This is a genomic window from Desulfoprunum benzoelyticum (assembly GCF_014201505.1).
Lineage (GTDB): Bacteria > Desulfobacterota > Desulfobulbia > Desulfobulbales > Desulfocapsaceae > Desulfoprunum > Desulfoprunum benzoelyticum.
In genome coordinates, this window is the sequence record NZ_JACHEO010000019.1 from 14,704 (window position 1) to 39,807 (window position 25,104).

General features: G+C 64.3%; 23 protein-coding genes, 1 pseudogene and 1 riboswitch. Of the genes and pseudogenes, 12 read left to right on the plus strand and 12 right to left on the minus strand.

All coding sequences use genetic code 11. From position 1 onward, the window contains the following. Positions 1–7: 7 nt before the first annotated feature. Both HNQ81_RS13855 and HNQ81_RS13860 read right to left on the minus strand, forming a co-directional pair. Entirely contained in the window at positions 8–1,417 is a 1,410-nt protein-coding gene (locus tag HNQ81_RS13855; RefSeq protein WP_183351901.1) for a GTPase/DUF3482 domain-containing protein, read from the minus strand. Continuing rightward, positions 1,407–3,047 carry a DUF2868 domain-containing protein gene (locus tag HNQ81_RS13860; protein ID WP_183351902.1) on the minus strand — a complete coding sequence of 547 codons (1,641 nt, stop codon included), beginning with the start codon at positions 3,045–3,047 and terminating at the stop codon, positions 1,407–1,409. The genes HNQ81_RS13855 and HNQ81_RS13860 overlap by 11 nt, the downstream gene beginning before the upstream one ends. A 221-nt stretch (positions 3,048–3,268) precedes the next feature. Between HNQ81_RS13860 and HNQ81_RS13865 the strand changes: the two genes are divergently transcribed. Beyond that, complete coding sequence (locus tag HNQ81_RS13865; protein WP_183351903.1) at positions 3,269–3,649, plus strand: PA2779 family protein; 381 nt, start codon at positions 3,269–3,271, stop codon at positions 3,647–3,649. Beyond that, positions 3,650–4,636, plus strand: a complete 987-nt coding sequence (locus tag HNQ81_RS13870) for a PA2778 family cysteine peptidase (protein WP_183351904.1) — start codon at positions 3,650–3,652, stop codon at positions 4,634–4,636. 70 nt (positions 4,637–4,706) lie between these two features. Here the strand turns inward: HNQ81_RS13870 and thiC are convergent, their stop codons facing one another. From thiC to HNQ81_RS13910, 8 genes are all read right to left on the minus strand, one after another. Then, positions 4,707–5,993: a phosphomethylpyrimidine synthase ThiC gene (gene thiC / locus HNQ81_RS13875; protein ID WP_183351905.1), complete on the minus strand. Its 1,287-nt coding sequence runs from the start codon at positions 5,991–5,993 to the stop codon at positions 4,707–4,709. A 35-nt stretch (positions 5,994–6,028) separates the two neighbouring features. Further along, a complete protein-coding gene (gene thiE / locus HNQ81_RS13880) occupies positions 6,029–6,703 on the minus strand; it encodes a thiamine phosphate synthase (protein WP_183351906.1) in 675 nt (224 codons plus the stop codon). Continuing rightward, the gene (gene thiF / locus HNQ81_RS13885) at positions 6,690–7,232 is read right to left on the minus strand and encodes a sulfur carrier protein ThiS adenylyltransferase ThiF (protein ID WP_183351907.1); all 543 of its coding nucleotides are present in this window, start codon (positions 7,230–7,232) and stop codon (positions 6,690–6,692) included. Before thiF ends, thiE begins: the two co-directional genes overlap by 14 nt. Then, positions 7,229–8,338, minus strand: coding sequence for a 2-iminoacetate synthase ThiH (thiH, locus tag HNQ81_RS13890; RefSeq protein ID WP_183351908.1), 1,110 nt, complete (start codon positions 8,336–8,338; stop codon positions 7,229–7,231). The genes thiF and thiH overlap by 4 nt, the downstream gene beginning before the upstream one ends. A gap of 43 nt (positions 8,339–8,381) precedes the next feature. Next, positions 8,382–9,152 (minus strand): thiazole synthase, encoded by a 771-nt coding sequence (locus HNQ81_RS13895; RefSeq protein WP_221270884.1) that lies wholly within the window; start codon positions 9,150–9,152, stop codon positions 8,382–8,384. A gap of 2 nt (positions 9,153–9,154) precedes the next feature. Further along, complete coding sequence (thiS, locus tag HNQ81_RS13900) at positions 9,155–9,352, minus strand: sulfur carrier protein ThiS (protein WP_183351909.1); 198 nt, start codon at positions 9,350–9,352, stop codon at positions 9,155–9,157. 80 nt (positions 9,353–9,432) lie between these two features. Further along, positions 9,433–9,529, minus strand: a riboswitch (TPP riboswitch). A 132-nt stretch (positions 9,530–9,661) separates the two neighbouring features. After that, positions 9,662–10,198 (minus strand): HPP family protein, encoded by a 537-nt coding sequence (locus tag HNQ81_RS13905; RefSeq protein ID WP_183351910.1) that lies wholly within the window; start codon positions 10,196–10,198, stop codon positions 9,662–9,664. Between the two features lie 11 nt (positions 10,199–10,209). Then, a complete protein-coding gene (locus HNQ81_RS13910) occupies positions 10,210–10,812 on the minus strand; it encodes a CBS domain-containing protein (protein WP_183351911.1) in 603 nt (200 codons plus the stop codon). Between the two features lie 248 nt (positions 10,813–11,060). Here HNQ81_RS13910 and HNQ81_RS13915 point away from each other — a divergent pair, with 248 nt between their 5' ends. The 10 genes and pseudogenes from HNQ81_RS13915 to HNQ81_RS13960 all read left to right on the plus strand — a co-directional run. After that, the gene (locus tag HNQ81_RS13915) at positions 11,061–13,598 is read left to right on the plus strand and encodes a molybdopterin-dependent oxidoreductase (protein ID WP_183351912.1); all 2,538 of its coding nucleotides are present in this window, start codon (positions 11,061–11,063) and stop codon (positions 13,596–13,598) included. After that, positions 13,595–14,269, plus strand: coding sequence for a 4Fe-4S dicluster domain-containing protein (locus tag HNQ81_RS13920; protein ID WP_183351913.1), 675 nt, complete (start codon positions 13,595–13,597; stop codon positions 14,267–14,269). The genes HNQ81_RS13915 and HNQ81_RS13920 overlap by 4 nt, the downstream gene beginning before the upstream one ends. 2 nt (positions 14,270–14,271) lie before the next feature. Then, positions 14,272–15,501: an NrfD/PsrC family molybdoenzyme membrane anchor subunit gene (gene nrfD / locus HNQ81_RS13925; protein ID WP_183351914.1), complete on the plus strand. Its 1,230-nt coding sequence runs from the start codon at positions 14,272–14,274 to the stop codon at positions 15,499–15,501. Beyond that, on the plus strand, positions 15,498–16,067 hold the full coding sequence (locus HNQ81_RS13930; RefSeq protein WP_183351915.1) for a TorD/DmsD family molecular chaperone: 570 nt from the start codon (positions 15,498–15,500) through the stop codon (positions 16,065–16,067). Before nrfD ends, HNQ81_RS13930 begins: the two co-directional genes overlap by 4 nt. 309 nt (positions 16,068–16,376) lie before the next feature. Continuing rightward, positions 16,377–16,853: a cytochrome c3 family protein gene (locus HNQ81_RS13935; RefSeq protein ID WP_183351916.1), complete on the plus strand. Its 477-nt coding sequence runs from the start codon at positions 16,377–16,379 to the stop codon at positions 16,851–16,853. Next, complete coding sequence (locus tag HNQ81_RS13940) at positions 16,846–18,417, plus strand: ammonia-forming cytochrome c nitrite reductase subunit c552 (protein ID WP_183351917.1); 1,572 nt, start codon at positions 16,846–16,848, stop codon at positions 18,415–18,417. The genes HNQ81_RS13935 and HNQ81_RS13940 overlap by 8 nt, the downstream gene beginning before the upstream one ends. 194 nt (positions 18,418–18,611) lie before the next feature. After that, on the plus strand, positions 18,612–19,340 hold the full coding sequence (locus HNQ81_RS13945) for a type 1 glutamine amidotransferase (RefSeq protein ID WP_183351918.1): 729 nt from the start codon (positions 18,612–18,614) through the stop codon (positions 19,338–19,340). Positions 19,341–19,446: 106 nt separating this feature from the next. Then, positions 19,447–21,108 carry a hydroxylamine reductase gene (hcp, locus tag HNQ81_RS13950; RefSeq protein ID WP_183351919.1) on the plus strand — a complete coding sequence of 554 codons (1,662 nt, stop codon included), beginning with the start codon at positions 19,447–19,449 and terminating at the stop codon, positions 21,106–21,108. Between the two features lie 163 nt (positions 21,109–21,271). Beyond that, on the plus strand, positions 21,272–21,463 hold the full coding sequence (locus tag HNQ81_RS13955) for a ferredoxin (protein WP_183351920.1): 192 nt from the start codon (positions 21,272–21,274) through the stop codon (positions 21,461–21,463). Between the two features lie 20 nt (positions 21,464–21,483). Beyond that, positions 21,484–21,711: pseudogene (locus tag HNQ81_RS13960) on the plus strand (hemerythrin domain-containing protein); the annotation flags it as partial. A 54-nt stretch (positions 21,712–21,765) separates the two neighbouring features. Here HNQ81_RS13960 and HNQ81_RS13965 read toward each other — a convergent pair. After that, positions 21,766–23,394 (minus strand): ABC-F family ATP-binding cassette domain-containing protein, encoded by a 1,629-nt coding sequence (locus tag HNQ81_RS13965; RefSeq protein ID WP_183351922.1) that lies wholly within the window; start codon positions 23,392–23,394, stop codon positions 21,766–21,768. A gap of 75 nt (positions 23,395–23,469) precedes the next feature. Beyond that, complete coding sequence (locus HNQ81_RS13970; protein WP_183351923.1) at positions 23,470–25,104, minus strand: ABC-F family ATP-binding cassette domain-containing protein; 1,635 nt, start codon at positions 25,102–25,104, stop codon at positions 23,470–23,472.

Genomic DNA, 25,104 nt, shown 5'->3' on the forward strand with positions numbered 1-25,104 from the left:
CGAGCGGCTACTCCTGCTGCGATATCTCCAGCAACACCTCTTCCAGCAGGTGGCGCAGATCACTTTCCGCCTGCAGCGCGTCGCCTCCCCCTTCCTGCTGCAGGGCCTTGAAAAAGGCGTTGCAGATCCTGATTCGGGCTGGGGACCAGTTCCTGGTGAAACCCATCTGGTCCGGCGCCGGTCCCGCCGGGGCTCCCGCCTTGTCATAATCCCGGCGGCCATGGGCCCAGTTGATGGTATGGGAATAGAACAGCAGGGCCCGGTTGAGCAGGACGAGGAGCAGGTTGATCGAGTTGACCGGGCCGATCTGCAGTTGTTGCCCCCCCAGTTTGATTCCCATGAAGGAGGCGTTGGCCGAAACGGTCTCGCCGCCGATGATCGCCCCGAGGGCGCCGATGGCCCCGCCCAGGGCGGCGTAGACCCCCATGCTGAGTCCGGCATGGGCGGCATCGAGCCCGGCGCCGACGGCGGCCCCGCTGAGGCCGCCGATGATCGCCAGCTGCTTTTTCGACAGGCCGAGGACCTGCCAGGTCCGTTCGTTGAACAGGTCCTCGTGCAGGATTGAACGGGGGGGAAGACGGTAGTCGAAGATGTGGTGCTTGAACAGGCCCCTGATCTTGTCATGGGTCCGCCTCTCCATCTCCGCCAGGCTGCGGTTGAACTGTCGGACCAGTTCCTCCTCCCGGCCGCGATCGGCAGTTTCTTCTCCCGCCTCGACGGTCAGGCGGTGACGGAGGCAGTCGCCGAGCATGGTGATGATGTGGTCGGCGGTGGCCCGGTTGCGTGCCGTCCAGTCGCGCTGAAAGGCGGCGATGACCTGACCGATCACCGGCTGCCAGTCCTGGTCGATCGACTGCAGGGCCGTCAGCAGCAGGATCCGCTCGGCATAGGTGGCCCGATGGGCGTTGAATACCCGGTTGGCGTTGAAGGTTTTGCGGAATTCATCCTTCCAGGACTGGAGAAACGCATCATCTTCATCCTTGCAGTTGATGATCGCCATCCGTGGCCGCCCGGTGAGGCGCAGGATCTCCATCTCCTCGCGGTCGACATTGCGGACCGGGCGCGAACCGTCGACGACGTAGATGATGCCGGCGCCGCGTTCGACCGGCAGCAGCAGTTCGCGGTCATCGCTCAGCTCGGGAATGGTCCTGGCCTGTTCCCGGAACTGCCTGATGATGTCGCCGCTGTCGCCGGAGAGTCTGTTGAGCATGGTGAGGACCCGACCGGGGTTCTGAAAACCGGGGGTGTCGGTGAAGCGCAGGACCTCGCGGCCGTCGATGACGACCGGGAAGGTCCGGCAGCGGGTGGTCTCGCCGGGTGTTGGGCTGACCCGCACCGAATCATCCTCGGCGAGTGTCGAGAGGACTGAGGATTTGCCCTCGTTGGGATGGCCCATGATGGCGATTTCAGGTGTCATCGGTTCCGGTTCCGAGGATGAAGGTTGGAGGCGGCGCCGGGGCGGCCTCGACCGCCGGCTGGACCTGCCTGGGGGCGAGGTTTGTGAATGGGTCGCCGAGGGCGGTGATTTTCCGGTGCCAGATCAGCCAGTCTCCCTCTGAGATCTCGAGAGCGGAAACAGCCGGGGTCGACCGGCCGAGGAGTTCGATGACAATCGGGATATCCGCTCCGACGCTCTGCCGGATCTCGCCGAGATAGGAGAGGAAGGCGATCAGCGGCGGCATCCAGGATTCCATGAAGATGAGTATGCCGCAGTCGCCTGTCCAGTCATGCCGGCGGAGGACGTCCAGGACTTCCCGGTCTTTTTCGTAATTTTCCATGAACCTGACGGTACCGGAGTGGCTGTAACCGCGGTTGTCGAGAAGGTCGGGGATTTCGTCCTCCGTGAACGCGGGGTAGATGTCGTCGGGAATAAGCGCCAGCATCGTCCGGCGCCGCATCGGCGGCGTAACCTTGTCGCCGGCGGCGACCGTTTCCGATACGAGTTCCGTGGCCGGCGGCCGCGGCTCCGGGGCGGCCTGGGTCGAGACCATCGGGGTCTGCATCCGCTGCAGCAGGTTGAGGCACGGCGGGTGGCGGAGGTTGAGACGGTTGAGGCAGCGGCGCTGCATGATCAGGGCGACGACGTGAAGAATGATGCGGGGGAGCAGGCCGTAAACGAGCAGGCAGAGGACGAGAAAGGGCCACCAGGAGACCAGATCGCCGGTGGCAAGCGTCGAAATGCCATCCTTGAGAATGATCCGGCTGCCCTGTATGGCGGTCAGTGTCGGGTAGCCGACGCCCTCGGGAAAGCACCATGACCAGGGCAGGGCAATCAGGGCGACGAGCCGGTGCAGGGCCTGGGCGCTGAACTGGACGGTGGACTGCCAGCCGAAGGCGATGTCGCTGGTCAGGATCCGGAACAGCGTCGCCGCCAGCAGCCCGGCGTTCATGGCGATGGCGAAGACCTGCAGCAGGGCGAACAGCGGCCAGAAGAAGAGCGAGCCGTAGATCTTCTGCGTACTCTTGAGCAGCCCGATGGAGGCGGCGAGACTGTCTCGCGAATCCGCCCACATCCTGCCGAGAAGGTTGCGGTGGCCCCAGAGGATGGTCCTGGTGATGAGGTCGGCAATCAGTCGAACCGCCAGCGGCGGCGGGATCGTGCGGCGCCGTAGCAGTGACCGCAGAGCCGCCGACATCAGAAGGGCGATGAGGGCGAGGACCTGGGTGAAGATGAAGAAAACGAGGAAGGAAAAGATGTTGACCGGGGTCGTGCCGGCGTAGTTGAAGAAGCCGAGGCCGACGATCGAGCCGGAAAAGAGGCCGAAGACCAGAATGACCAGTCTCAAGGTCCGGCGGGACTCGATGAACAGAGTGCCGGGGCTCAGGCTGCCCCTGGCGCCGAATTCCGTCTGCCGCCGGTGCTCGAGCCAGCGATGGAGGAGCAGGCCGGGGTCCTGGGCGGTGGCCGGCGTCGCCAGGGTCGGTTCAATATGGTGGAGATAGACATCACGATCCCGTTGAACCAAAGATTCGTTCCGCATGGTCGAGTCTTTGTGGAAAAAAAACTCGAGATCGAAGATATCCTTGTAGTTCCATAGGGGTTTCATGATTGGAACTATACCAAATGGAACTCACCCTTTCCCCTGTTATTCATCGGTGGGGGGATTTTCCGCCCTTTCTCCGGCCACTGTCCGGCCGGAATCGCCGGAGAAACCGCTTGCCTCAGGCATTTCTTTCGGCTAGCCTGCAGAGTGAAAAGGATCCGGCGAGGTCTGGAATACGGGATCATACTGCCGGGCATTCCACCAATTCCATCTGGAGGACCACCATGCTTACCGGAATCTGGAAAGGTGCGGTCATTTCGCTCGTCACGGTGCTGCTGGTGACGATGAGCCTGCTTCCTGCCGCCAGGGCCGCCGTCATCGGCACCGACACCTACCTCACCGCGCAAACGCCGACCGCCAAGGAACAGTTGCAGACGGTACTCGACCGTGACGATGTCAGGGCCAGGCTCGTCAGCCTCGGCGTCGATCCGGATCAGGCCCGGGCGCGGGTGGCCGCCCTGACACCGGCCGAGGCGCTGCAACTGCAGAACCGGATCGATGCCTTGCCGGCCGGCGCCGGCGCCCTCGAGGTCATCGGCATCGTCTTTCTCATCCTGCTCATTCTCGAACTGACCGGGATCATCAATATTTTCCACAAGATCTAGGTGACGCAACGGTATCGATCGGTCGTTCCGCTGCTGTTGTCCTGTCTTCTCCTGTCGGCCTGCGCCGGCTCCAGGCAGGCCTCCTTCTCCCTTCATTCCGGTTCGCCGGGCATCGAGCTGGAGGAGGTCGTTTTTTTCGGGCAGCGGGATTTTCAGTGCGGACCGGCGGCCCTGGCCATGGTTCTGCATCACTCGGGAGAGAAGGTCCAGCCCGATGATCTCACCCCGCTGCTCTTTGTCCCCGGCCGTCGGGGCAGCCTGCAGCTGGAGATGATCGCCGCGGCGAGAAGGTCGGGGCGCATTCCCTACCCCATCAAGCCGGAAGCCGCCGCCATCGCCGCGGAACTGGCTGCCGGCAGACCGGTCCTGGTGCTGCAGAACCTCGGGATGACGTGGCTGCCGGCCTATCATTATGCGGTGGTGGTCGGGCTTCTGCCCGGCGATCGGGTGGTGCTGCGCTCCGGAGAACAGCCGCGGCTGGTGATGGATGGCCGCCGGTTTCTGGCAACCTGGGGGCGGGCGGACAACTGGGGCATGGTCCTGCTGCGTCCCGGTGAACTGCCGGCGGTGGACGAGCCGATCGGCTATCTTCAGGCCGTGGCCGCCTTCGAGACCACCGGTCAACACCAGATCGCCCGCCGCGGCTATGAGGCTGCCCTGGCACGCTGGCCGCGGCAGCCGGTGGCCCTGTTCGGTCTCGGCAACTGCCTGCTGGCTGCCGGAGACGAGGATCAGGCGGCGATGGTGTACCGGCGGCTGCTGGCGATCGAGCCGGAGCATGCCGCTGCGGTCAACAACCTGGCGGAGGCCCTGTCCCGGCGCGGCTGCCGCCGTCAGGCCCTGGTGCTGCTCGACCGGACCCTGGCCTCGAGCGACGGCGGCGGGTCGTTCCGGCCGACGCTGCAGCAGACCCGGGACGAGATCGCGGCCCGGCTGCAGCAGGAAGGCGACGACGGTGGCTGTCCTCCAACCCCGGATTCGCCGTGATCCGGCGGCCGCCGGTCGCCCGGCGTCGGCCCCCCCCGCTGTACCGATTGACCCCTTCCTGAGCGACTGCCTACTTTCCTTCGAGGATCATCCGGCTCTTCCTGACCGCGCAGAGGTCGCCGCACATGGTGCAGACCTCCTGGTCGCCGGGCTGCGACGAGGCCCGGTAGGCCCGCGCCTTGTCGGGATCGATGGCGAGCTCGAACATCCGCTGCCAGTCGAGGTCCTTGCGGGCCCGGCTCATCTCGTGGTCCCAGGCGATGGCGCCGGGCAGACCCTTGGCGACGTCGGCGGCGTGGGCGGCGATCCGCGCGGCGATGATCCCCTCCTTCATGTCGTCCATGTCCGGCAGTCGCAGGTGCTCGGCCGGGGTGACGTAGCAGAGGAAATCGGCGCCGTGGGCCGCGGCCAGGGCCCCGCCGATGGCCGAGGTGATGTGGTCGTAGCCGGGGGCGACGTCAGTCACCAGCGGCCCGAGGACGTAGAACGGGGCGCCGTGACACAGCTTCTTCTGCAACTGCATGTTGGTGATGACCTCGCCCAGCGGCACATGGCCCGGCCCCTCGACCATGACCTGGACCTCGGCCTGCCAGGCCTGCCGGGTCAGCTCGCCGAGGACGATCAGTTCCTGGATCTGGGCGGCGTCGGTGGCGTCGTGGAGGCTGCCGGGGCGCAGGCCGTCACCGAGGCTCAAGGTGACGTCGAACTCGCGGCACAGTTCGAGCAACCGGTCGTAATGGGTCAAAAACGGGTTCTCCTGATCGTTTTCGGTCATCCACTGCAGCAGCAGTGAGCCGCCGCGGCTGACGACGTGGGTCAAGCGGGGATTGCGGCGCAGACGTTCGACCGCCGCCCGGGTCAGCCCGGCGTGGATGGTCATGAAATCGACCCCGTCCTCGGCGTGAATGCGGACCACGTCGAAGAAGTCGTCGACCGAGATCCGGCCGACATCCTTGCCGTAGCGGGCCACCGCGTCGTAGACCGGGACCGTGCCGACCATCATCGGGCTGGCGGCGATCAGCCGCCGCCGGAAGCCCCGGGTGTCGCCGCAGGTGCTGAGATCCATCAGGGCGTCGGTCTTGAGGTCGAGGGCGAGGCGGACCTTGGCCATCTCCGCCTCGATGTTGCAGCAGTCCTCGGATACCCCGAGGTTGACGTTGACCTTGGTCGACAGGCCGGCGCCGATGGCCCTGGCCCGCAGGTTGGTATGGTTGCGGTTGGCGGGGATGGCGATGATCCCGGCGGCGACCCGGGCGAGCAGTTCGGCCTCGCCGATCGGTTCGTCGGCCAGCACCTGCCGCATCTCGTTGGTGACAAGGCCCTGGCGGGCGGCGGCCATCTGGGTGGGGGTGGTCATTGAAAAATCTCCTGTAGGGTGAGAATGATCGGTGATCAGTGAGAGTTGACGGGGTGGCCGGCCTGCTCCAGGATGGCGCGCAGGCCGCGAATCGTGGCGGCGATGTCATCGGCCTCGACGATGGCCGTAACCAGGCACACGGTTCGTGCCCCGTGGGCCGCGACCTCGGCCAGGTTGTGCTCCTTGATCCCGCCGATGGCGACGAAGGGCAGGGGACAGGAGCGGACGATGTGGTCGAGGTAGGTCAGACCGACCGGGGCGCAGACATCCTCCTTGGTGGCGGTGGCGAAGATCGGGCCGACGCCGATGTAATCCGCCCCGGCTTCGACCGCAGCCGCGGCCTGGGACGGGTTGTGGGTCGAGAGGCCGATGATTCTGTCGGGGCCGAGCAGGCGGCGGACCTCGGCCACCGGCAGATCGTCCTGGCCGACATGGACGCCGTCGGCATCAACCAGCAGCGCCAGATCGACATGGTCGTTGACGATGAAGGGGATCCCGGCCTCCCGGGTCAGTTCGCGGATCTGTCGGCATTCGTCGAGCATCGCCGCGTGACTCTTGGCCGGCCGTTTCTCGCGGTACTGGAGGACGGCGATGCCGCCTGCGATCATCGCTGCCGCCACCTCGACATTGGTGCGGCCGCGGGAGTACTTCTCGGCGGTGATGCCGTAGATGCCGGGCGGCAGGGCCCGGCGGGGGTTATCGCTGTGCATGGAATTTACCTTCATGGAGAATGATTTCGGTCATACGGCAGGCCACTGCCGCCACCTTGTGGGCAAAGAGAGGCTGCCCGGCGCAGTCGGAGACAAAATCGCCGACGATATGGCAGGTGCCGAGCCGGCGCACCCGGATGCCGGTGGTGTCGCTGCCGGCGATGCCGCAGGCCGCAACGACGGCCCGGACGCTCCCGGTCAGGGTCTCGAGCAGCATCTTCTTGGCCCCGGCCCGATCGAGTCCTTCCACCACCAGCGGGCAGTCGCCGAGGAGCGACAGGCAGTTGCCCTTATCCAGCCGGATCGCCGCGGTCTCGATATCGATGTCGGGGCGGATGCGGCGGAGGTTGGCCGCCAGGGCCTCGACCTTCAGTTGGCCGATCTGATCGTGAAAATAGAACTGGCGGTTGAGATTGCCGGCCTCGACCCGGTCGAAATCGACGAGCCGGAGGGATGCCACCCCACTCCGCACCAGGTTGACGGCGACGTTGGAGCCGATGCCGCCGGCCCCGGCGATGGCGATTCTCATCCGATGATGTCCCAATCCTTGAATACCGGCTGGCAGCCGCCGGCGACGATCGCCGCGATGACCTCGTTCACCGTTCGGGTGTCGGTGATCTCGAACTGGCGGCTGTCCGGATCCTCGGCCGCGGCGTAGCCGCCGACTCCGGTCCGGGAGTAGGCCGAATAGCGGGTGGCGCCGAGATGCAGCAGCCGGTCCCGGAACGAGGCGCTCTCGCGGGTCGAGATCGTGATCCCGGCCCGTGGCAGGAACAGCCGCAGGGCGGTCAGGAACTGGACGAAGGTCCGGTCGTCGACGACGCATGTCGGCTGGAAGGCGGTGCCGGTGCGATTGAATCGGGGCAGCGAGATCGATACCTCGGTGTCGAGGAAGGTGTCGGCCAGCCAGCGGCCGTGGAGGGCGGTGAAGAAGATGTCGCGCCGCGGCTCGGCCAGGCCGAGCAGGGCGCCGATGTTGACCGCCCGGAATCCGGCCCGCGCCCCCCGCTCCGGGGCGTCGAGGCGCCAGCGGAAATCGGTCTTGCGGCCGGCGAGATGGACCCGGCGGTAGACCGCCTCATCGTAAGTCTCCTGGAACAGGGTCATGCCGTCCACCCCGTGCTGCCGCAGCTGGCGGTAGGCCTCCTCCGCCAGCGGGAAGATCTCGATCGATACCGAGGCGAAATGCCTCTTCAGGCAGGCGGCGACATCGAGCAGGTAGGCCATCGGCGTCGCCGCCGGCGACTCGCCGGTGAGAAAGAGGATGTGCTGCATCCCGGTGGCGGCGATGGCCCTGGCCTCGGCCTCGATCTCCGCCAGGCTGAGAGTGCGGCGGTGGATGGCGTTGGTCCGGTTGAAGCCGCAGTAGGCGCAGTGGTTGGCGCAGAAATTGGAGACGTAGAGGGGGATGAACAGCTGGATGGTATGGCCGAAATGCTGCACCGTCAGGCGATGGGCCTTCTGCGCCATCGCCTCGAGGCAGCCGCCGGCAGCGGGACTGAGCAGGATCAGCAGATCGAGTTCGTCGAGGTGCTCGCGGTCGAGCGTGCGCTGCACCGCCTGTTCGTCGACCGACGTGAAAAAGCCGGTGAAGTCGAAGTCGCGAAAGCGCTCGATGAACGAATAAAACGACATGGTTCCTATTCCCTCCGATGATTGCCGCGGCCCGTGCGGGCGGCTATTCGAGAAAGCCGGTCAGTGGCGACGAGGCCCTGGCGGTATTCGATGTCCCCGCCGGTCCGGCGAGCCAGGCGCTGCGGCCGGCGCGGACGGCAAGGTCGAAGGCCCGGCCCATGGCCACCGGATCGGCGGCGGTGGCGATCGCGGTGTTGACCAGCACCGCCGCCGCCCCCACCTCCATTGCCGCCGCCGCCTGCGACGGCAGGCCGATGCCGGCGTCGACGATTACCGGCACCCGGCAGGTCTCGATCAGCTGGGCGATCAACGCCTTCGTCTCGAGGCCGAGATTGGAGCCGATCGGCGCCCCCAGCGGCATGACCGCCGCCGCCCCGGCCGATTCGAGTCGCCGGGCCAGGGTCAGGTCGGGAAGGATGTAGGGCAGGACGACGAAGCCGTCGCCGGCGAGGATCTCGGTCGCCTTCAGGGTCTCGATGGCGTCGGGCATCAGGTACTTCATGTCGGTGATGATTTCGATCTTGATGTAGTCGCCGCAGCCGGCCGCCCGGGCGATTCGGGCGATCCGCACCGCCTCCTCGGCGGTCCGGGCCCCCGAGGTGTTGGGCAGCAGGGTGATCTCCGGCGGGATGTGGTGCAGAATGTTTTCCGAGCGGCCGCTGGCGTCGATCCGCCGCAGGGCGACGGTGATCATCTGGCTGCCGCTGGCCGCCAGCATCGGCGCGATCAGGGTGTTGGCAGCGAATTTGCCGGTGCCGGTGAACAGGCGGTTGGTGAAGCCCCTGGAGCCGAGGTGGAGGATATCGTCGCTCATCATCAGCCTCCCCCGACGAAACTCAGCAGTTCGAGGCGGTCGCCATCACCGAGTTGGACCTGCGGCCACTGTTCCTGGCGGATGATCTCCCCGTTCAGCTCGACGATCAATGCTTCCGGCGCCAGCCCCCTGGCCGCCACCAGATCGGCGACGCTGGCAGGGCCGCTGTTTTCCGGCCTGCCGTTGACCACAATGTCCATATTGCCGCTCCCATCAAAAAAAAAGCCGTTCACCCGGCGCGGGGTAAACGGCTCGAAAAACCTGAGGATCAATGTGGCAATCCCTTTTCTGGCCGCTTCCCTTCGCCGGTATTACCCGGATCAGGTTCATAGGGTTGGAAGAATTCCTCTCAGCGGAGTGCACCCCTAGCGATGGCACTATTGTAAGACGCGACGGTAGCTTTTGTCAAGCGGATGCCGAGGGCATGGCGATTTCATCCCGCCGGTCCCGGCTCTCAGGATGAACGGGGGCTTGGATGGGACGATCCCGGCTCCATGGAGCCGGTTCGGCTAGAACCAGAATTCGGGGTAGCGCCGGTTTTTCGGGATGTTGTTGATGGCCAGGGCGACGAGCAGCATCACCACGGCGCCGGAGGCGGCCGGCATCAGTACGTAGAGGTAGCCGAGCCGGTGGACGCTGTCGCCGCCGATGACCGCGATCAGGGCGGTGGCGCCGCCCGGCGGATGGAGGGTCCGGGTTAGGTGCATCAGGGCGATCGAGGTGGAGACGGCGACCGCCGCCGCCAGCCAGGTCTGGTCGCCGCACCACTGGAAGGCCGTCACCCCGAGGAAGGCGGAGAGGACATGGCCGCCGATCAGATTGCGCGGCTGGGCCAGGGGACTGCGGATGGCGCCGTAGATCAGCACCGCCGAGGCCCCGAACGAGCCGATCAGCAGGACCAACCCTTGCGGGTCGATCAGCCGGTAATGGAGCAGGGCGACGGCGGTGATCCCGGCGAAACTGCCGATCCAGGACCACCACACCTCGGCCAGGCTGACTCGGGGCGGGGCCTGGCCGTTTCCCCGCATCTTGGCGAAATATCCCATGGTTCGTTCCTCTAACGGATTATGCCGTACGATTGCACCAGATCGGTCCGGGTGACGATGCCTAAAGGGCGGCCGTCCGGGTCGACGATCGGCAGGCGATTGATCTTCCGGTCGATGAACAGCCGGGAGATCTCGCCGATGGTGATCTCCGGCCCGGCGGTGACGGCCGGCGCCGTCATCAGTTCCCGCACCTGGTGGTTGCGCAGGGCGATGGCCATGCAGCCCTTATTGGAGAGGCAATGGGCGATGATGCTCAGGAAGGTGGCCGGCTGTACCAGCCCCATCCGGGCGAGGAAATCCTTTTCCGAGATCACCCCGACGATTTTGCCGTCGCCGTCAACGACCGGGGCCCCGGAATACACCTTGTCCGCCAGTTTCTGGGCCGCCTGCTGCAGATCCATATCGGCGTCGATGCACTGCACCGGCGCGGTCATGATGTCCCGGGCGGTGATCGAATCCCGCAGTCGCCGTACCGCGTAGTCGAAGGCGAGCTGATAGATCTCCTTGAAATCTCCAGGGCTGATGTCGATGTAGCCCTCGATTTTGCGCATTGCCGCAATGACATCGGGTTCGGCGATCTCGATCGGGGGGTGGGTCGCTTCTGGTTTCGTCATGGTTCCTCCGTTGGTTGGAGATATCAATCTGTCATATGGTTTCATTCAATCATGAAAATAGTTTTATGGTTTGACTTAGGTCAATCTTTTTGTCGATTTTCTCCGATAGAACAAAAAAAGGGCACATGCGGTTATCGGCACCCAGTCGTCAGCGTCGAGGCCGGGAAGAGATCATGCGGTCAACGTTGCCTGCTGGTCGCGGGGAAAAGGTCCGGCAACGGCCACCACTTCACGGGAGGAAGATTGTCATGCACATCGACAGAAGAGAATTTTTACGAGGGGCTGCGGGGACAGGTTGTGTCCTGGCCCTGGAGTTGAGTTTCTTTCGCTTCATCGGTGGGGGGGAAGTCTATGCCGCCGAGGTCGAGCGTCTGGTGCGTTCCACCTGTTCGCCGAACTGCACCGGGGCCTGCGGCTTCAAGGCCCGGGTCACGAACGGCCGGATCAGCACCCTGATCCAGGCCGCCGATTATCCCGAAGATTCCTACAACCCGCGCGGCTGTCTGCGCGGTCTGTCGATGACCGACCTGATATATGGCCGGGACCGGCTCAAGTATCCGTTGATCCGCACCGGCGAGCGCGGCAGCGGCGAGTTCCGGCGGGCTTCCTGGGACGAGGCCCTCGACTACGCGGCCGGCAGATTGAAAGAGATTACCGGAAAATATGGCCCGGAGGCGATCGGCGCCACCATCCAGGTTCCCGGCACCGGTTATGTCCAGAAGGGGGCGCTGGTGGCCCTGGCCGGCCTGGCCCGCTGGACCATGCACCACGGCTACGACCAGAACGGCGATCTGCCGATGTTCTGGCCGATGACCTTCGGGGTCCAGAGCGAGGAACTGGAGTCGCTGGAATGGATCAACGCCCGCACCACGATGATCTTCGGCTCCAACGTCATCCAGACCCGGCTGCCCGATGCCCATCACCTGCTCGAGGCCAAGCGCCGGGGCCGGGTGGTGGTCGTCGATCCCGATTTCTGCAGCACCGCCGCCAAGGCCGACGAATGGCTGCCGATCAAGGCCGACACCGACGCCGCCCTGGCGCTCGGCATGGCACGAATCATCATCGAGCGCAAACTCTACGATGCGGAATTTCTCCGCGACTTCACCGACTTTCCCATCCTGGTCCGCCAGGACAACGGCAAGCGGCTGCTGGCCGGCGAGGTCGCTGACCTGGCAATGGAGGCTTCAACCAGGAACGTTCCCGAATACCGCCGGCTCTTCGTGATCAGCAGCGGCGGCGTTCTGCGCATCCTTGATCCCGAGAACCTGGCGGCGACCGGGGCCGAGCTCGAGGGTGAGTTTGAGGTGAGACTGGCAGACGGCAGCTCCGTCAAGGTTCATACGGTTCTCACCGCCCTCAAAAAAGTGCTGGCCGACTACGATCTCGACACGGTGGCGACGATCACCGGACTGGAGGCCGGGCAGATCGAACGGGTCGCCGTCGACGCCGCGACCAACACCCCGATCCATATCATCTACGGGGCCAGTAACTACCAGTGGTACAACGGCGATCTCAAGGGCCGGGCCCTTTCCTTACTGCCGGTGCTGACCGGCAGCATCGGCAAGAGCGGGGCCGGGATCTCGACCTACGCCGGCCAGTACCGTATCCGCTTCGACCTCAAGAGCTGGTGGTTCCCGGAAGGATCGCAGCTCAACTGGGTGGCCTACCTCCATTTCCTCCAGGGCAAGGGGCCGAACTATCCGCAGCACGGCATCAAGGCGATGGTCGGGGCCTGGGGCAACCCCTTCGACCAGCACAACATGAGCAATATCCTCAAGGATCGGGCGGCCTCCGGCGAGCTGGAGTTCATCATGACGACCGATTTCCAGATGACCACCAGCTGCCTGTGGTCCGATGTGGTCTTCCCCGCCCCGTCGTGGTACGAAAAACACGATCTCACCGCCACCATCCTCCACCCCTACCTGCAGCTGCAGCAGCCGGCGATCAAACCGCTGTTCGAGAGCCGGTCGGAACTGTGGATCTTCCGTGAACTGGCCAAACGCCTCAATCCGGAGTTTGAACAGCACTTCTTTCCGGAACTCGACGACAACGAGGCGGCGCTCGAGGTCATCGAGATGCTGCTGGCGAACGGCGGCATGGAAACCGCAGGCATAACCCTGGCGATGCTCCAGAAGGGACCGGTGCGGCTGCATTCGCCGGCCCCGGGCGACCGTCAGGTGCCGTTCTACGAACAGGTTGCCCACCGCAAACCCTTTCCGCCGTTGAGTTATCCGGCCCCGATCAAGGCCACCGGCCAGTTTCTGCGCAGCGGCCGGATCGAGTTCTACAAGGATGAGGACCTGTTCATCACCGAGGGCGAGCAGTTGCCGGTGCACAAGGAAACCTATGCCGACACCGAATACAAGGTCAACCCGCAGAACCGTGGCAGATACACCCTGCGCTTCGTTACCAAGAACTCCCTGTACCGGGTTCATTCCACCCACTCCAACAACAGCATCCTCCTCGAGCTGCAGGACAACAAGGCCAAGGTCTTTCTCAACCCCGCCGAGGCCGCGGCCCGCGGCATCGTCAGCGGCGACCTGGTGCAGATCCACAACGATCGCGGCAGGACCAGGGCCTATGCCGTCCTCGATCCCGGCTGCAGCGCCGGCACGGCGATCTTCGAGGAGGGCTGGTGGTCCCGCTATCTGGGCGGGGAAGGGTACAATTCACTGACCTTCCCGTGGATCAAGCCGCTGCATGAAATCTATTTCGTCCCCGGCATGTGGTCACCGACCACGGTATGGAACGAGTGCCTGGTGGACGTGAGGAGGATGAGCGCATGAAAATGGGAATGGTCATCGATCTGGAAAAGTGTATCGGCTGCCGCTCGTGCATGGTGGCCTGCAAGCAGCACAACGCCCAGCCGCCGCAGACCTGGTGGAACCGGGTCTTCACCCCCGGCAGCCACCGCCACCTGACGCCGCCGGCGAAGGGGGTCGAGTTTTTCCTGCCGGTGCACTGTCAGCACTGCGAGAACGCCCCCTGCGAAAAGGTCTGCCCGGTCGGGGCCACCTACCACGCCGAAGACGGGGCGGTGCTGATCGACTACGAGCGCTGCATCGGCTGCCGTTACTGCATGTCGGCCTGTCCCTACGGCGTCCGCCAGTTCAACTGGGAAGATCCGGCCAAGGCCCACCAGCGCTCGGAATACCAGGAACAGTACCATTACGGCTACCCTGAGGACCACCGTCACGAAGGCCGCCTGGTCTACATGCCGCTGCGGCCGAAGGGTATCGTCGAAAAGTGCACCTTCTGCGCCCAGTACCGCGACAAGGGCGAACTGCCGGCCTGTGTCCGCGGTTGTCCCGGTAAGGCCCGGTTCGTCGGCGATCTCGATGATCCCGCCAGCGAAGTCAGCACGATGATGAAGGGCCGCAACGCCTTTACCCTGCTGCCGGAAAAGGGCACCAAACCAACCGTCTTCTACCTGCCGCCCAAGGCCAAGGAGGTGTGACCATGTCTGTGAAAATGCGAATTGGCCTGCTGTTCAGCGGCGCCCTCTTTCTCGTCGCCATCGCGGCCTGGATCTATCAGCTGCAGGAGGGCCTGATCCTCACCAACCTGCAGAACTCCTACAGCTGGGGGCTGTATATTTCCGGCCTGGCCTTCTTTGTCGGCAATGCCGCCGGCGGCCTGGTCCTGACCTCGTCGATCTACCTGTTCGGGGTGAAGAAGCTCAAGCCGCTGGCCAAGCTTGGCGCCCTGACCGCCTTCGCCAATGTCACCGCGGCGATGCTGATCGTCCTGCCGGACATCGGCAAGCCGATCCGGCTGTACAATATGCTTCTCCATCCCAACTGGATGTCGCCGCTAGTCTGGGACGTCATCGTCCTCAACCTCTATGCTCTGGCCTCGGCACTCTACCTCTATATCCTGTTGCTGCCGGAACTGACCGGTCGGCTGGCCTGGCTGGCGATCAAGGTCGACGACCCCCAGGCTTTCTCCGAACGCTGGGCCAAACGGTTCGCGCCGGTGGCCCTGGTGTTCGCCATCGGCATCCATGTCGTCACTTCCTGGATCTTCTCCACCCAGGGCGCCAGAGACTGGTGGTTTTCGCCGGTGATGGCCCCGGACTTCGTCTCGGTCGCCATCGCGGTCGGCACGACCGTCGTCCTGCTGGCCGCGGCCCTGGCCTACGGCACCGGCGACAGCTACCAGGAGGCCTATCGCACCCTCGGCCTGATCATCTTCATGGCGACCTGCGTCCATATCTTCCTGATGGCCAACGACCTGGTCATCCATGCCTGGTACGGCAATACCGAGGCCCATCGGATCATGGAGATCGCCTGGGGCAATTTCGGTCTCGCCCATCTCTTCGAGGTCGCCGCCCCCCTGTTTGGCGCCTGGTTGCTGATGCGGCCGCAGGTCCTGAGTTCGCTGCCGCGACTGCTGCTGAGTTCGGGTCTGCTGATCGCGGGTGTATTCGTGCATCGGTTCCTGATCATGCCGGCAGCCTACAACAATATCCCGATGACGATGACCCCGTTCGGCCTGCCGGACAGCCACTGGTCTCTGCCCATTGCCTCCGGCCGGTTCCTGCCGGGAATGAGCACCTTCATCGATCAGTATGGATACTTTCCCTCGCTGGTTGAAATCGTCATCCTCCTCGGCATCATGGCCTATGCGGTCTTCCTGATCCTGCTGGCGATCGCCCGGCTGCCGATTCTCTCCAAGGAGCGGATATGAGAGCCAACCCGTCAACGATTGCCGCCGATCTCCGCTGCCTGTCGCTGCTGTTCAGCTACCCCGACGCCGGCTGGGCATTGCAGCCGGCGCCGGCGGCCAGCGGCGTCCGGGCCGCGGCGCTGCTGGCCCGGATGCGCGCCGTCGATTCGATCGTCCTGCAGAGCGAATATGTTCGTCTCTATATCAACGCCATGCCGACTCTGCCCTGCCCACCTTATGGCTCGGTGCACCTCGAGGGCTCGGTCATGGGCCGGACGACGGTGGAAGTCGCCGCCTGTTATCGCAAGTACGGTCTGGTCTGCGAGGAGGCGGCCGATCATATCGCCGTCGAGTGTGAATTTCTCGCCCTGCTCCACCGCTGCGCCGACCGTGATGCCGAGACCGCAGCGGACTGCCGCCTCCTCGCTGATCACCTGCAGAGCTGGGCCGACACCTTCTTCGACCTCGTCGACCGCCATGATACCCTCGGCATCTACCGTGAAGCCGCCGCCTTCGGCCGATCCGTCGTCGCCGCCGCCGGCGGTGGGGCGGACCGATTCGAGACGGCGGACCCTTCCCTGCAATGACGGTGATATCGGCATTGATCTCCTCCATCGCCGCTTTGATCCCCGGCGGCGGTTCCCCTCAGGGCGGTCCACTGTTGCAAGCGGCAGCACGGCTGCCCGGCCTCCACGGGGTTGTTCCCTTCCGAATACCATCCGCCCGGAACGCAGGTCGATGAGTTTTATGGATTGACTTGTGGCGCCTCTTTTTTATACACTGGAGGCGGAACATGAATGGCTCATTTGTCGTGCACTCTTCTGAAATCGAAGAAAGAAAGGGATTGCCTTTGTCGGGCGGGATGAGTGCGGAACCATCTTTGAAAGGAGGGAGGGATGCGTCTGAGAAATGATGATCCGGGTCGAGGGGGGAAGAGGTCAATCGTGCTCCCGGTTCTCGCCGGGGTCGTGCTGACCGTCGGGGCGGCCATTGGTATGACCACGACCGACCAGGCAATGTTTTGCGGCAGTTGCCACTCTATGGATGAAGCCGAACTGACGCACAAGCAGTCGGTTCATGCGGCGCTGGCGTGCAACGAGTGCCATGCGCCGCACAACCTGATGGCCAAGCTGCCGTTCAAGGCCAAGGAAGGGGCGCGTGATGCCTTCGCCACGGTCACCAGCTCCATTCCCGATCTCATCCATCCGGGGAAGGAGACATTGGGGGTGGTCCAGGCCAACTGCCAGCGCTGCCACAGCGCCACGACCGCCACGGTCGTGATGCAGAGCAAGCAGTACTGCACCGATTGCCACCGTCATGTCCCCCATTCCCCCAAACTGCCCATTGCCATGAGGAGTGCCGCCGATGCGTAACCAACGAACTATGACCGCGATTGTGACGATGAGTCTTGCCCTTGTCCTTGCCCTGGCCGGCTGTTCCAGTGAACCGGCGGAGCCGCAGACCCCGCAGTTCAAGACCAAGCTGGCCACCGACGAGATCCGCAACTCCGCCTTCAAGGCCGAGTTCCCGCTGCACTACGAGACGTACGAGCGTAACAACGAATCGGAGATCATGACCGAGTATGGCGGTTCCGTGCCTTACAACAAGCATGACAATGTCAATCCGCTGCCGGAAGGATACAAACATGCCCAGCCCTACCTGAAGAATCTCTGGCTCGGCTACCCGTTCAGCTACGAGTATCGGGCGGCACGCGGTCACACCCACGCGATGAAGGATATCCTCAACATCGACCGGCTCAACCGTTATGGCGAGAAGGCCGGGCTGCCGGCGACCTGCTGGAACTGCAAGACGGCGAAGATGAACGTGTGGCTCAAGGCCGAAGGCGATGGCTTCTGGGCCAAGGACTTCAACCAGTTTCGCGATCAGGTCGACCTGGCCGATGATACGATCGGCTGTGCCAACTGCCATGATCCGTCGAACATGGAGCTGCGCCTCTACTCGGTGCCGCTGCAGGATTACCTGAAGGCCTCCGGCAAGGACTTCAAGACCCTGCCGCGCAACGACCAGCGGGCCCTGGTCTGCGGCCAGTGCCATGTCGAGTACTATTTTCAGGACAAGAGCTTCGGCCCGGCCAAGAAGCCGGTCTTCCCCTGGACCGAGGGCATGGACCCGGAGCAGGTCTACACCTACTACAAGACCAAGGGCGACACGACGATTCCCGGTTTCGAGGGCAATTTCGTCGATTGGGTCCATCCGGTGTCGCAGACCCCGATGCTCAAGGCCCAGCATCCCGAATACGAGACGTGGCAGAACGGCATCCATGGTGCCGCCGGCGTCACCTGCGCCGACTGCCACATGAGTTACACCCGACTGGACGGCAAGAAAAAGATGTCCAACCATCATTGGACCTCGCCGCTGAAGGACCCGGAGCTGAGGGCCTGCCGGCAGTGTCACACCGACAAGTCGCCTGACTATCTGCGGGAGCGGGTGCTGTTCACCCAGGACAAGGTGTGGGAGCAGCTGCTGATCGCCCAGGAGATCTCGGTCAAGGCCCACGAGGCGATCCGGCTGGCCGCCGAGTTTGCCGGGGATAAACCGGCCAATTACGACCAGCTGATGATCGACGCCCGGGAGATGTGCCGCAAGGGCCAGTTTTTCTGGGATCTGATCTCGGCTGAGAACTCCGTCGGCTTCCACAACCCGACCAAGGCCCTCAACACCCTGGCCCAGTCCCAGCGTTACAGCCAGCAGGCGGTCGACATTGCCGTCGAGGCGGCAGCGTTCACCACCGGTCAGGCCCTGGCCGGCGACATCAAGAAGATTGTGCCGCCGATCATGAAGCACAGCCGCGAGCTGCAGATGGACCCAGCGCATCTGGCCAGCCATCCCTGGTTCAAGTACCTGCCGCTGCTGCCCAAGGCCGAGAAGGTGTGGGATGAGAACCGGCGCCTGGTGCCGGCGGCCGCATCCAACTGACGGCAGTCATTGCCGGGCCTCTACCGGAGTCCTGTTCTGACAGGACTCCGGTGCAGCAGTATCAGCCACACTCCAGGAAGGCGGAATGAAGGGAACTTGCTGTCCGCCTGTCTTTTCGCAGCGGGGCGCCGTGATGGCGGTTGCCCCGCTTGTCGCTGTTTGCCGGGGTTGCGGCGGGGAAGTCAAGGAGAGTGATGAAGGTTCACGTCGTACAGCATGTCCCATTTGAGGGGCTCGGCAGTATCGAACGGTGGCTGGCTGATCGCCGGGCCGAGGTCTCCCATACCAGATTCTATGCGTCGCCGGTCCTGCCTGAGATCGCCGGCATCGATCTGGTGATCGTCCTCGGCGGGCCGATGGGGGTTGATGACGAGGGGAGCTGCCCCTGGCTGGCGGCGGAGAAACGGTTTGTCGGCGACTGTATTGATCGCGGACTGGCGGTTCTCGGCATCTGCCTCGGGGCCCAGATCATCGCCGCGGTCCTCGGGGCCCGGGTGTATGCCAACCCGGTAAGGGAAATAGGCTGGTGGCCGCTGCACCTGCTGCCCGCCGCTGCCGACAGCCCGCTTTTTCGGGACTTTCCCGCTGAGGTCGAGGTCTTCCACTGGCATGGCGACACCTTCGAGCTGCCGCCGGGGGCCGACCATATCGCCCGCAGCGCCGCCTGCGCCCATCAGGCCTTTGTCTACCGGGAGCGGGTCGTCGGTCTGCAGTTCCATCTCGAGACGACCGGCGACAGCGCCCGGCAGTTGATCTCGAGGTGCGGCGGCGAGATCGTGCCGGGACCGTGTATCCAGAGCGCCGCGGCCATGACCGCCGATCCCTGGCGCTTCGCCCGGATCAACGGCCTCATGTATGGCCTCCTCGACAATATCGCCTCTGGGATAGGGGCAAGAACCGAATCCGATCTTCCGGTGCGCTAGGCCCCGGACAACCATTCCAGTGGCCCTGCCGTCAGTCATTGCAGGCGGCGGGATGGCTGGGGAATGAAGACATTCAAACACGTAAATGAACCAAGGGAGGTGTCCGATGTTTTGCTTTCAATGTCAGGAAACGGCCAAGAACACCGGCTGCACGATCAAGGGGGTGTGCGGTAAACCGGAGGAAACCGCCAACCTGCAGGACATGCTGCTCTTCGTCCTGCGCGGCATGGCAGTCTACGGCGACGGGCTGCGGCAGCTCGGTCAACCCGATCACAGCCACGATGAATTTGTGCTGAAAGGGCTGTTCGCCACCATTACCAACGCCAATTGGGCCGACAGCCGGTTCGTGGCGATGATAGAGGACGGACTCAAGCGGCGCGACGGCCTGCGGGCCGCCTTTCTCGCTGCCTTCAAGGCGAAAAACGGCCAGGATTTCAATGATGCTCTTCCCGATGAGGCGACCTGGACCGGCGCTGCCGCCGATTTCGCCGCCAAGGCCGGAACGGTCGGTGTCCAGCGCACCGCCAACGAGGATGTGCGCTCGCTGAGGGAGATGCTGATCATCGGCCTCAAGGGCATTGCCGCCTATGCCGAGCATGCGGCGGTACTGGGTTACCGCAGGGATGAGATCGGTGATTTCATGTACGAGGCGATGGCCTCGGTGACGAAGGAGCTGCCGGTTGACGAGATGATCGCCCTGGTGCTGAAGGCCGGCCAGACCTCGGTGACGACGATGGCCCTGCTCGACGAGGCCAACACCTCGACCTACGGGCATCCGGAGATCACCGAAGTCAATATCGGAGTGCGGGGCAATCCCGGCATCCTGATCAGCGGCCACGACCTCAAGGACATGGAAGAGTTGCTCCGCCAGACCGAGGGCACCGGGGTCGATGTTTACACCCATGGCGAGATGCTGCCGGCCAACTACTATCCGGCGTTCAAGAAATATCCGCACTTCGTCGGCAATTACGGCGGCTCGTGGTGGCACCAGCTGGACGAGTTCGAGTCGTTCAACGGTCCGGTGCTGCTGACCACCAACTGCCTGGTGCCGCTGCGCAAGAGCAGTACCTACCTCGACCGGCTGTATACCACCGGCGTGGTCGGCTACGACGGCTCGAAGTATATTGCCGACAGGCCGGCCGGCGGCGCCAAGGACTTTTCGGCGCTGATCACCCAGGCCAAGGGCTGCAAACCGCCGACCGAGCTCGAGAAGGGCGCCATCGTCGGCGGCTTCGCCCACAACCAGGTGCTGGCCCTGGCCGACAAGGTGGTGGAGGCGGTCAAGTCCGGGGCGATCAAGCGCTTCGTCGTCATGGCCGGCTGTGACGGCCGCCACAACTCCCGCCAGTATTTTACCGATGTCGCCGCCAACCTGCCGCAGGACACGGTCATCCTCACCGCCGGTTGCGCCAAGTTCCGCTACAACAAGCTCCAGCTCGGCGACATCGGCGGCATCCCGCGGGTACTCGACGCCGGCCAGTGCAACGACTCCTATTCGCTGGCGGTCATCGCCCTGAAACTGAAGGAGGTCTTCGGCCTCGACGACATCAACAAGCTGCCGTTGTCGTTTGATATCGCCTGGTATGAGCAGAAGGCGGTGGCGGTGCTGCTGGCCCTTCTCTATCTCGGCTTCAAGGGGATGCGCCTCGGTCCGACCCTGCCCGGGTTTCTGTCGCCGGGGGTGGCCAAAGTGCTGGTGGAAAACTTCGACATCAAACCGATCGGCACGGTGGAGGAGGATATCGCGGCGATGATGGCCGGTCGCTAGGTCCCCGATCCCTCTCCCTGTCGCCGGAGGCGGGGTAATGGCGGCTGCCGGCTGAAGACCCGGCAGCCGTCGCCGGCGCCGCTTCAATTCTGCAGGATTGATTTCCGGGGCGGTTGCGGGATTGGACTGCCGGCAAGGCAAAAAACTCTAACGGAGAAATACCATGGCGAAAAAAGTCATCATCGATGCCGAAGAGTGTATCGGCTGCCAGACCTGCGTCGAACTGTGTCCCGAGGTGTTCAGCTTCAATGACGAGACGGAAAAGGCCGAGGTGCGCGAGACAATGACCGGTTCCGAATCGTGCATCGACGAGGCGGTCGATTCGTGCCCGGTCAGCTGCATCACGACCGAGTGAGGTTGTCGTCCTTCATGCCGGAAATGTCGATATTTCCGGCAACCAGGGCCGGGCTGGGGGGCGAGCCTGAGGAGATCGGTGACGCAGTCCACACGATCCGTGGTCTCGCCAACGGCTATGCCCTGCCGGCCGACGCCTGCAACACCTTCATGCTGACCTGTTGCAAACTTCAGGAGGTCGAGGAAGATCTCCATCACCACGTCCACCTCGAAAACAACATACTTTTCCCCAAGGCGGCGCGGCTGTAGGCTCTGCCGACAGCTCTGCCGTACGCCGGACCTCTGCTTGGACCGCGCTGCCGCTCATCCCTGCCGCAGCGCCCCGAAGGCCTCGCGCTGGGCCTGGACCTCCGGGTCGGCGAGGTAGTCGTCGTAGGGCATCATCTTGTCGACGATCCCGCCGGGGAGGATCTCGATGATCCGGTTGGCGACGGTCTGGACCAGGGTGTGGTCGTGGGAGGAGAACAGGATGATCTCGCTGAAGTTCTGCAGCCCCTGGTTGAGGGCGGTGATCGATTCGAGGTCGAGGTGGTTGGTCGGTTCGTCGAGGATCAGGGCGTTGGCGTCGCTCAGCATCATCTTCGCCAGCAGGCAGCGGACCCGTTCGCCGCCGGACAGCACCGAGGTCTTCTTCAGCGCCTCGTCGCCGGAGAACAGCATCTTGCCGAGGAAACCGCGGGCGAAGCTCTCGCCCTCGGTCACCGGGGTGTACTGGCGCAGCCAGTCGACCAGGGTCAGGTCGCTGGTGAAAAAGGCGCTGTTCTCCTTCGGGAAGTAGGCGGTGCTCATCGTCTGGCCCCAGCGGAGGGTGCCGGCATCCGGCGCGTCCTTCCCGGCCAGGATCTGGAACAGGGCGGTGATCGCCGGGGCGCCCGTGCCGACGAAGGCGATCTTCTCGCCGCGGTTGACGGTCAGGGTGAAGTTGTGCAGCAGCTGCACCCCCTCGATGCTCTTGTCGATCCCGTCGACCTCGAGGATCACGTCGCCGCAGGGACGGCCGGGCTTGAACAGGATGAAGGGGTACTTGCGCGACGAGGCCGGCAGGTCGTCGAGTTCGAGCTTGTCGAGCAGCTTCTTGCGGGCCGTGGCCTGACGGGCCTTGGAGGCGTTGGAGGAGAAGCGCTGGATAAACTCCTTGAGGTCCTTCGCCTTGGCCTCGGCCTTCTTGTTGGCGTCCTGGCGCTGCTGCTGGGCGAGCTGGCTGGCCTGGTACCAGAAGTCGTAGTTGCCGACGTAGATCTGGATCCGGCCGAAGTCGATATCGGCCATGTGGGTGCAGACCTGGTTGAGGAAATGACGGTCGTGCGAGACGATGATGACGGTGTTGGCGAAGCGTTCGAGAAAGCCCTCGAGCCAGGCGATCGAGCGGACATCGAGGTTGTTGGTCGGCTCGTCGAGCAGCAGGATGTCGGGATTGCCGAACAGGGCCTGGGCCAGCAGCACCCGGACCTTGTCGCCGCCGTCGAGTTCCTTCATCTTCCGCTCCCGCAGTTCCTCATGGATGCCGAGGCCGCTGAGCAGCACCGCCGCCTCCGACTCGGCCTCGTAGCCGTTCATCTCGGCGAATTCGGCCTCCAGGTCGCCGCTTCTGATGCCGTCGGCCTCGGTAAATTCGCTCTTGGCGTAAAGGGCCTCGCGTTCGGCCATCAGCTCGCACAGGCGGGGATGGCCCATCAGCACGGTACGGGCGACGGTCTGGTCGTCGAAGGCGAACTGGTCCTGGTTGAGATAGGCGATGCGCAGGCCGGAGCCGACGAAGATCTCTCCCTTATCCGGCTCGCGCATGCCGGCCAGGATTTTGAGAAAGGTCGACTTGCCGGCGCCGTTGGCGCCAATCAGGCCGTAGCAGTTGCCGGGGGTGAACTTGATGTTGACGTCCTTGAAGATGACGCGTTTGCCGTAGGCCAGGGCGATGTTGGAGGCGTGGATCATTGGGTTTCCATGGGGTAGTTCCGCCGGCCCGATGCGGGGAGGGCGGAGTGGGGTTTGACCGGCGACCGGCCGGTTTCAGTGGGTGGCGTCGGTCTGCCGGGATGTGCGCAGGTAGTCGTCGTAGTGGCCGTCGTAGATCCGCATCGCGCCGTGGTCGATCTCGAACACCCGGTTTATCAGATGGCGGAGGAAGTGGCGATCGTGGCTGACCAGGATCACCGTGCCGTCGTACTTTTGCAGGGCCTCGAGCAGGACCTCGCGCGACTGGATGTCGAGGTGGTTGGTCGGCTCGTCGAGCACCAGCAGGTTGAGCGGCTGGATCAGCAGGCGGGCCAGGGCCACCCGGCTTTTCTCGCCGCCGGAGAGCTGGCCGACCCGCTTGTCGATGTCGTCGCCGCGGAACAGGAAGGCGGCACAGAGGTTGCGGAGGACGCCGATGTTCTCGAGCGGCGCCGCTTCCTGAATCGCCTCGAACACCGTCTGCCGGGGGTGGAGGCCGTCCATCGCATGCTGGCTGAAATAGCCGCCGGCGACACCGGCGCCGAGGCTGAGATGGCCGCTCGTCGGCTCGGTGATGCCGCTGATGATCTTGAGCAGGGTCGACTTGCCGGCGCCGTTGACCCCGACGACGGCGATCTTCTGCTGCCGCCGGATCGTGCCGGTGAGGCCGCTGAACACCGGCTTTTCGCCGCCGTCCGGCAGCCGCCAGACCTTGCCGAGTTCATGCAGGTGCAGCACGTCATCGCCGCTGCGGGGTGGGGTCGGGAATTCGAAGCGGATGCTCCGCTGCTCCGGCGGCACCTCGATCCGTTCGATTTTCTCCAGCTTCTTGACCCGCGACTGGACCTGGGCGGCGTGGGAGGCGCGGGCGGCGAAGCGGGCGATGAACTCCTCCTCCTTGGCCAGCATCTCCTGCTGCCGGCGGTAGCTGGCCAACAGCTGGTTGCGGCGGATCTCCCGTTCCTGCAGATAGAAATCGTAGTTGCCGCTGTAGGTGGTGATCCCGCGGTTGGCGACCTCGATGATCCGGGTGACGATGCGGTTCATGAAGTCGCGGTCGTGGCAGGTCATCAGCAGAGCGCCCTTGAAATCGCTCGCCAGCCATTCCTCGAGCCAGACGATCGATTCGAGGTCGAGATGGTTGGTCGGCTCGTCGAGCAGCAGCACGTCGGGGTTGATCGTCAGGATCCGGGCCAGGGCAATGCGCATCTTCCAGCCGCCGGAGAAGTGCTCCACCGGCCGGGCGAAATCGTCCGGGGCGAAACCGAGGCCGGACAGCACCGCCTTGGCCCGGGCGTCGAGGTCGTAGCCGCCGCGGTGCTCGAAGACCTCGACGATGTCACCGTAGCGGGCCAGCAGGTCGGCCATTTCGGCGTCGCACATAGGCTCGGCCATCTGCGCCTCCATCACCCGCATCTGTTCACCCATCGCCACGATCTCGCCGGCGGCCGACATGACTTCGGCCAGCACCGAACGGCCGGCCATCTCGCCGACATCCTGTGAAAAATAACCGATCACGGTCCTTTTGGCGCAGCTGATCTCACCGCGGTCGGCCTCCTCCTCGCCGACGATCAGGCGGAAGATCGTGGTCTTGCCGGCGCCGTTGGGGCCGACTAGACCGGTGCGGCTGCCCGGCAGGATCTGCAGGCTGGCGTCCTGGAACAGGACCTGGGTCCCGTGCTGTTTGCTGATGCTGGTGAGGTGGATCAT

Excerpts from the sequence above, each read along its gene's own strand:
- HNQ81_RS13855 (WP_183351901.1), bottom strand. The coding sequence starts at position 1,417 with ATGACACCTGAAATCGCCATCATGGGCCATCCCAACGAGGGCAAATCC.
- HNQ81_RS13860 (WP_183351902.1), bottom strand. The coding sequence starts at position 3,047 with ATGAAACCCCTATGGAACTACAAGGATATCTTCGATCTCGAGTTTTTT.
- HNQ81_RS13865 (WP_183351903.1), top strand. The coding sequence starts at position 3,269 with ATGCTTACCGGAATCTGGAAAGGTGCGGTCATTTCGCTCGTCACGGTG.
- thiC (WP_183351905.1), bottom strand. The coding sequence starts at position 5,993 with ATGACCACCCCCACCCAGATGGCCGCCGCCCGCCAGGGCCTTGTCACC.
- thiE (WP_183351906.1), bottom strand. The coding sequence starts at position 6,703 with ATGCACAGCGATAACCCCCGCCGGGCCCTGCCGCCCGGCATCTACGGC.
- thiF (WP_183351907.1), bottom strand. The coding sequence starts at position 7,232 with ATGAGAATCGCCATCGCCGGGGCCGGCGGCATCGGCTCCAACGTCGCC.
- thiH (WP_183351908.1), bottom strand. The coding sequence starts at position 8,338 with ATGTCGTTTTATTCGTTCATCGAGCGCTTTCGCGACTTCGACTTCACC.
- HNQ81_RS13895 (WP_221270884.1), bottom strand. The coding sequence starts at position 9,152 with ATGAGCGACGATATCCTCCACCTCGGCTCCAGGGGCTTCACCAACCGC.
- thiS (WP_183351909.1), bottom strand. The coding sequence starts at position 9,352 with ATGGACATTGTGGTCAACGGCAGGCCGGAAAACAGCGGCCCTGCCAGC.
- HNQ81_RS13905 (WP_183351910.1), bottom strand. The coding sequence starts at position 10,198 with ATGGGATATTTCGCCAAGATGCGGGGAAACGGCCAGGCCCCGCCCCGA.
- HNQ81_RS13910 (WP_183351911.1), bottom strand. The coding sequence starts at position 10,812 with ATGACGAAACCAGAAGCGACCCACCCCCCGATCGAGATCGCCGAACCC.
- HNQ81_RS13915 (WP_183351912.1), top strand. The coding sequence starts at position 11,061 with ATGCACATCGACAGAAGAGAATTTTTACGAGGGGCTGCGGGGACAGGT.
- HNQ81_RS13920 (WP_183351913.1), top strand. The coding sequence starts at position 13,595 with ATGAAAATGGGAATGGTCATCGATCTGGAAAAGTGTATCGGCTGCCGC.
- nrfD (WP_183351914.1), top strand. The coding sequence starts at position 14,272 with ATGTCTGTGAAAATGCGAATTGGCCTGCTGTTCAGCGGCGCCCTCTTT.
- HNQ81_RS13930 (WP_183351915.1), top strand. The coding sequence starts at position 15,498 with ATGAGAGCCAACCCGTCAACGATTGCCGCCGATCTCCGCTGCCTGTCG.
- HNQ81_RS13935 (WP_183351916.1), top strand. The coding sequence starts at position 16,377 with ATGCGTCTGAGAAATGATGATCCGGGTCGAGGGGGGAAGAGGTCAATC.
- HNQ81_RS13940 (WP_183351917.1), top strand. The coding sequence starts at position 16,846 with ATGCGTAACCAACGAACTATGACCGCGATTGTGACGATGAGTCTTGCC.
- HNQ81_RS13945 (WP_183351918.1), top strand. The coding sequence starts at position 18,612 with ATGAAGGTTCACGTCGTACAGCATGTCCCATTTGAGGGGCTCGGCAGT.
- hcp (WP_183351919.1), top strand. The coding sequence starts at position 19,447 with ATGTTTTGCTTTCAATGTCAGGAAACGGCCAAGAACACCGGCTGCACG.
- HNQ81_RS13955 (WP_183351920.1), top strand. The coding sequence starts at position 21,272 with ATGGCGAAAAAAGTCATCATCGATGCCGAAGAGTGTATCGGCTGCCAG.
- HNQ81_RS13965 (WP_183351922.1), bottom strand. The coding sequence starts at position 23,394 with ATGATCCACGCCTCCAACATCGCCCTGGCCTACGGCAAACGCGTCATC.
- HNQ81_RS13970 (WP_183351923.1), bottom strand. The coding sequence starts at position 25,104 with ATGATCCACCTCACCAGCATCAGCAAACAGCACGGGACCCAGGTCCTG.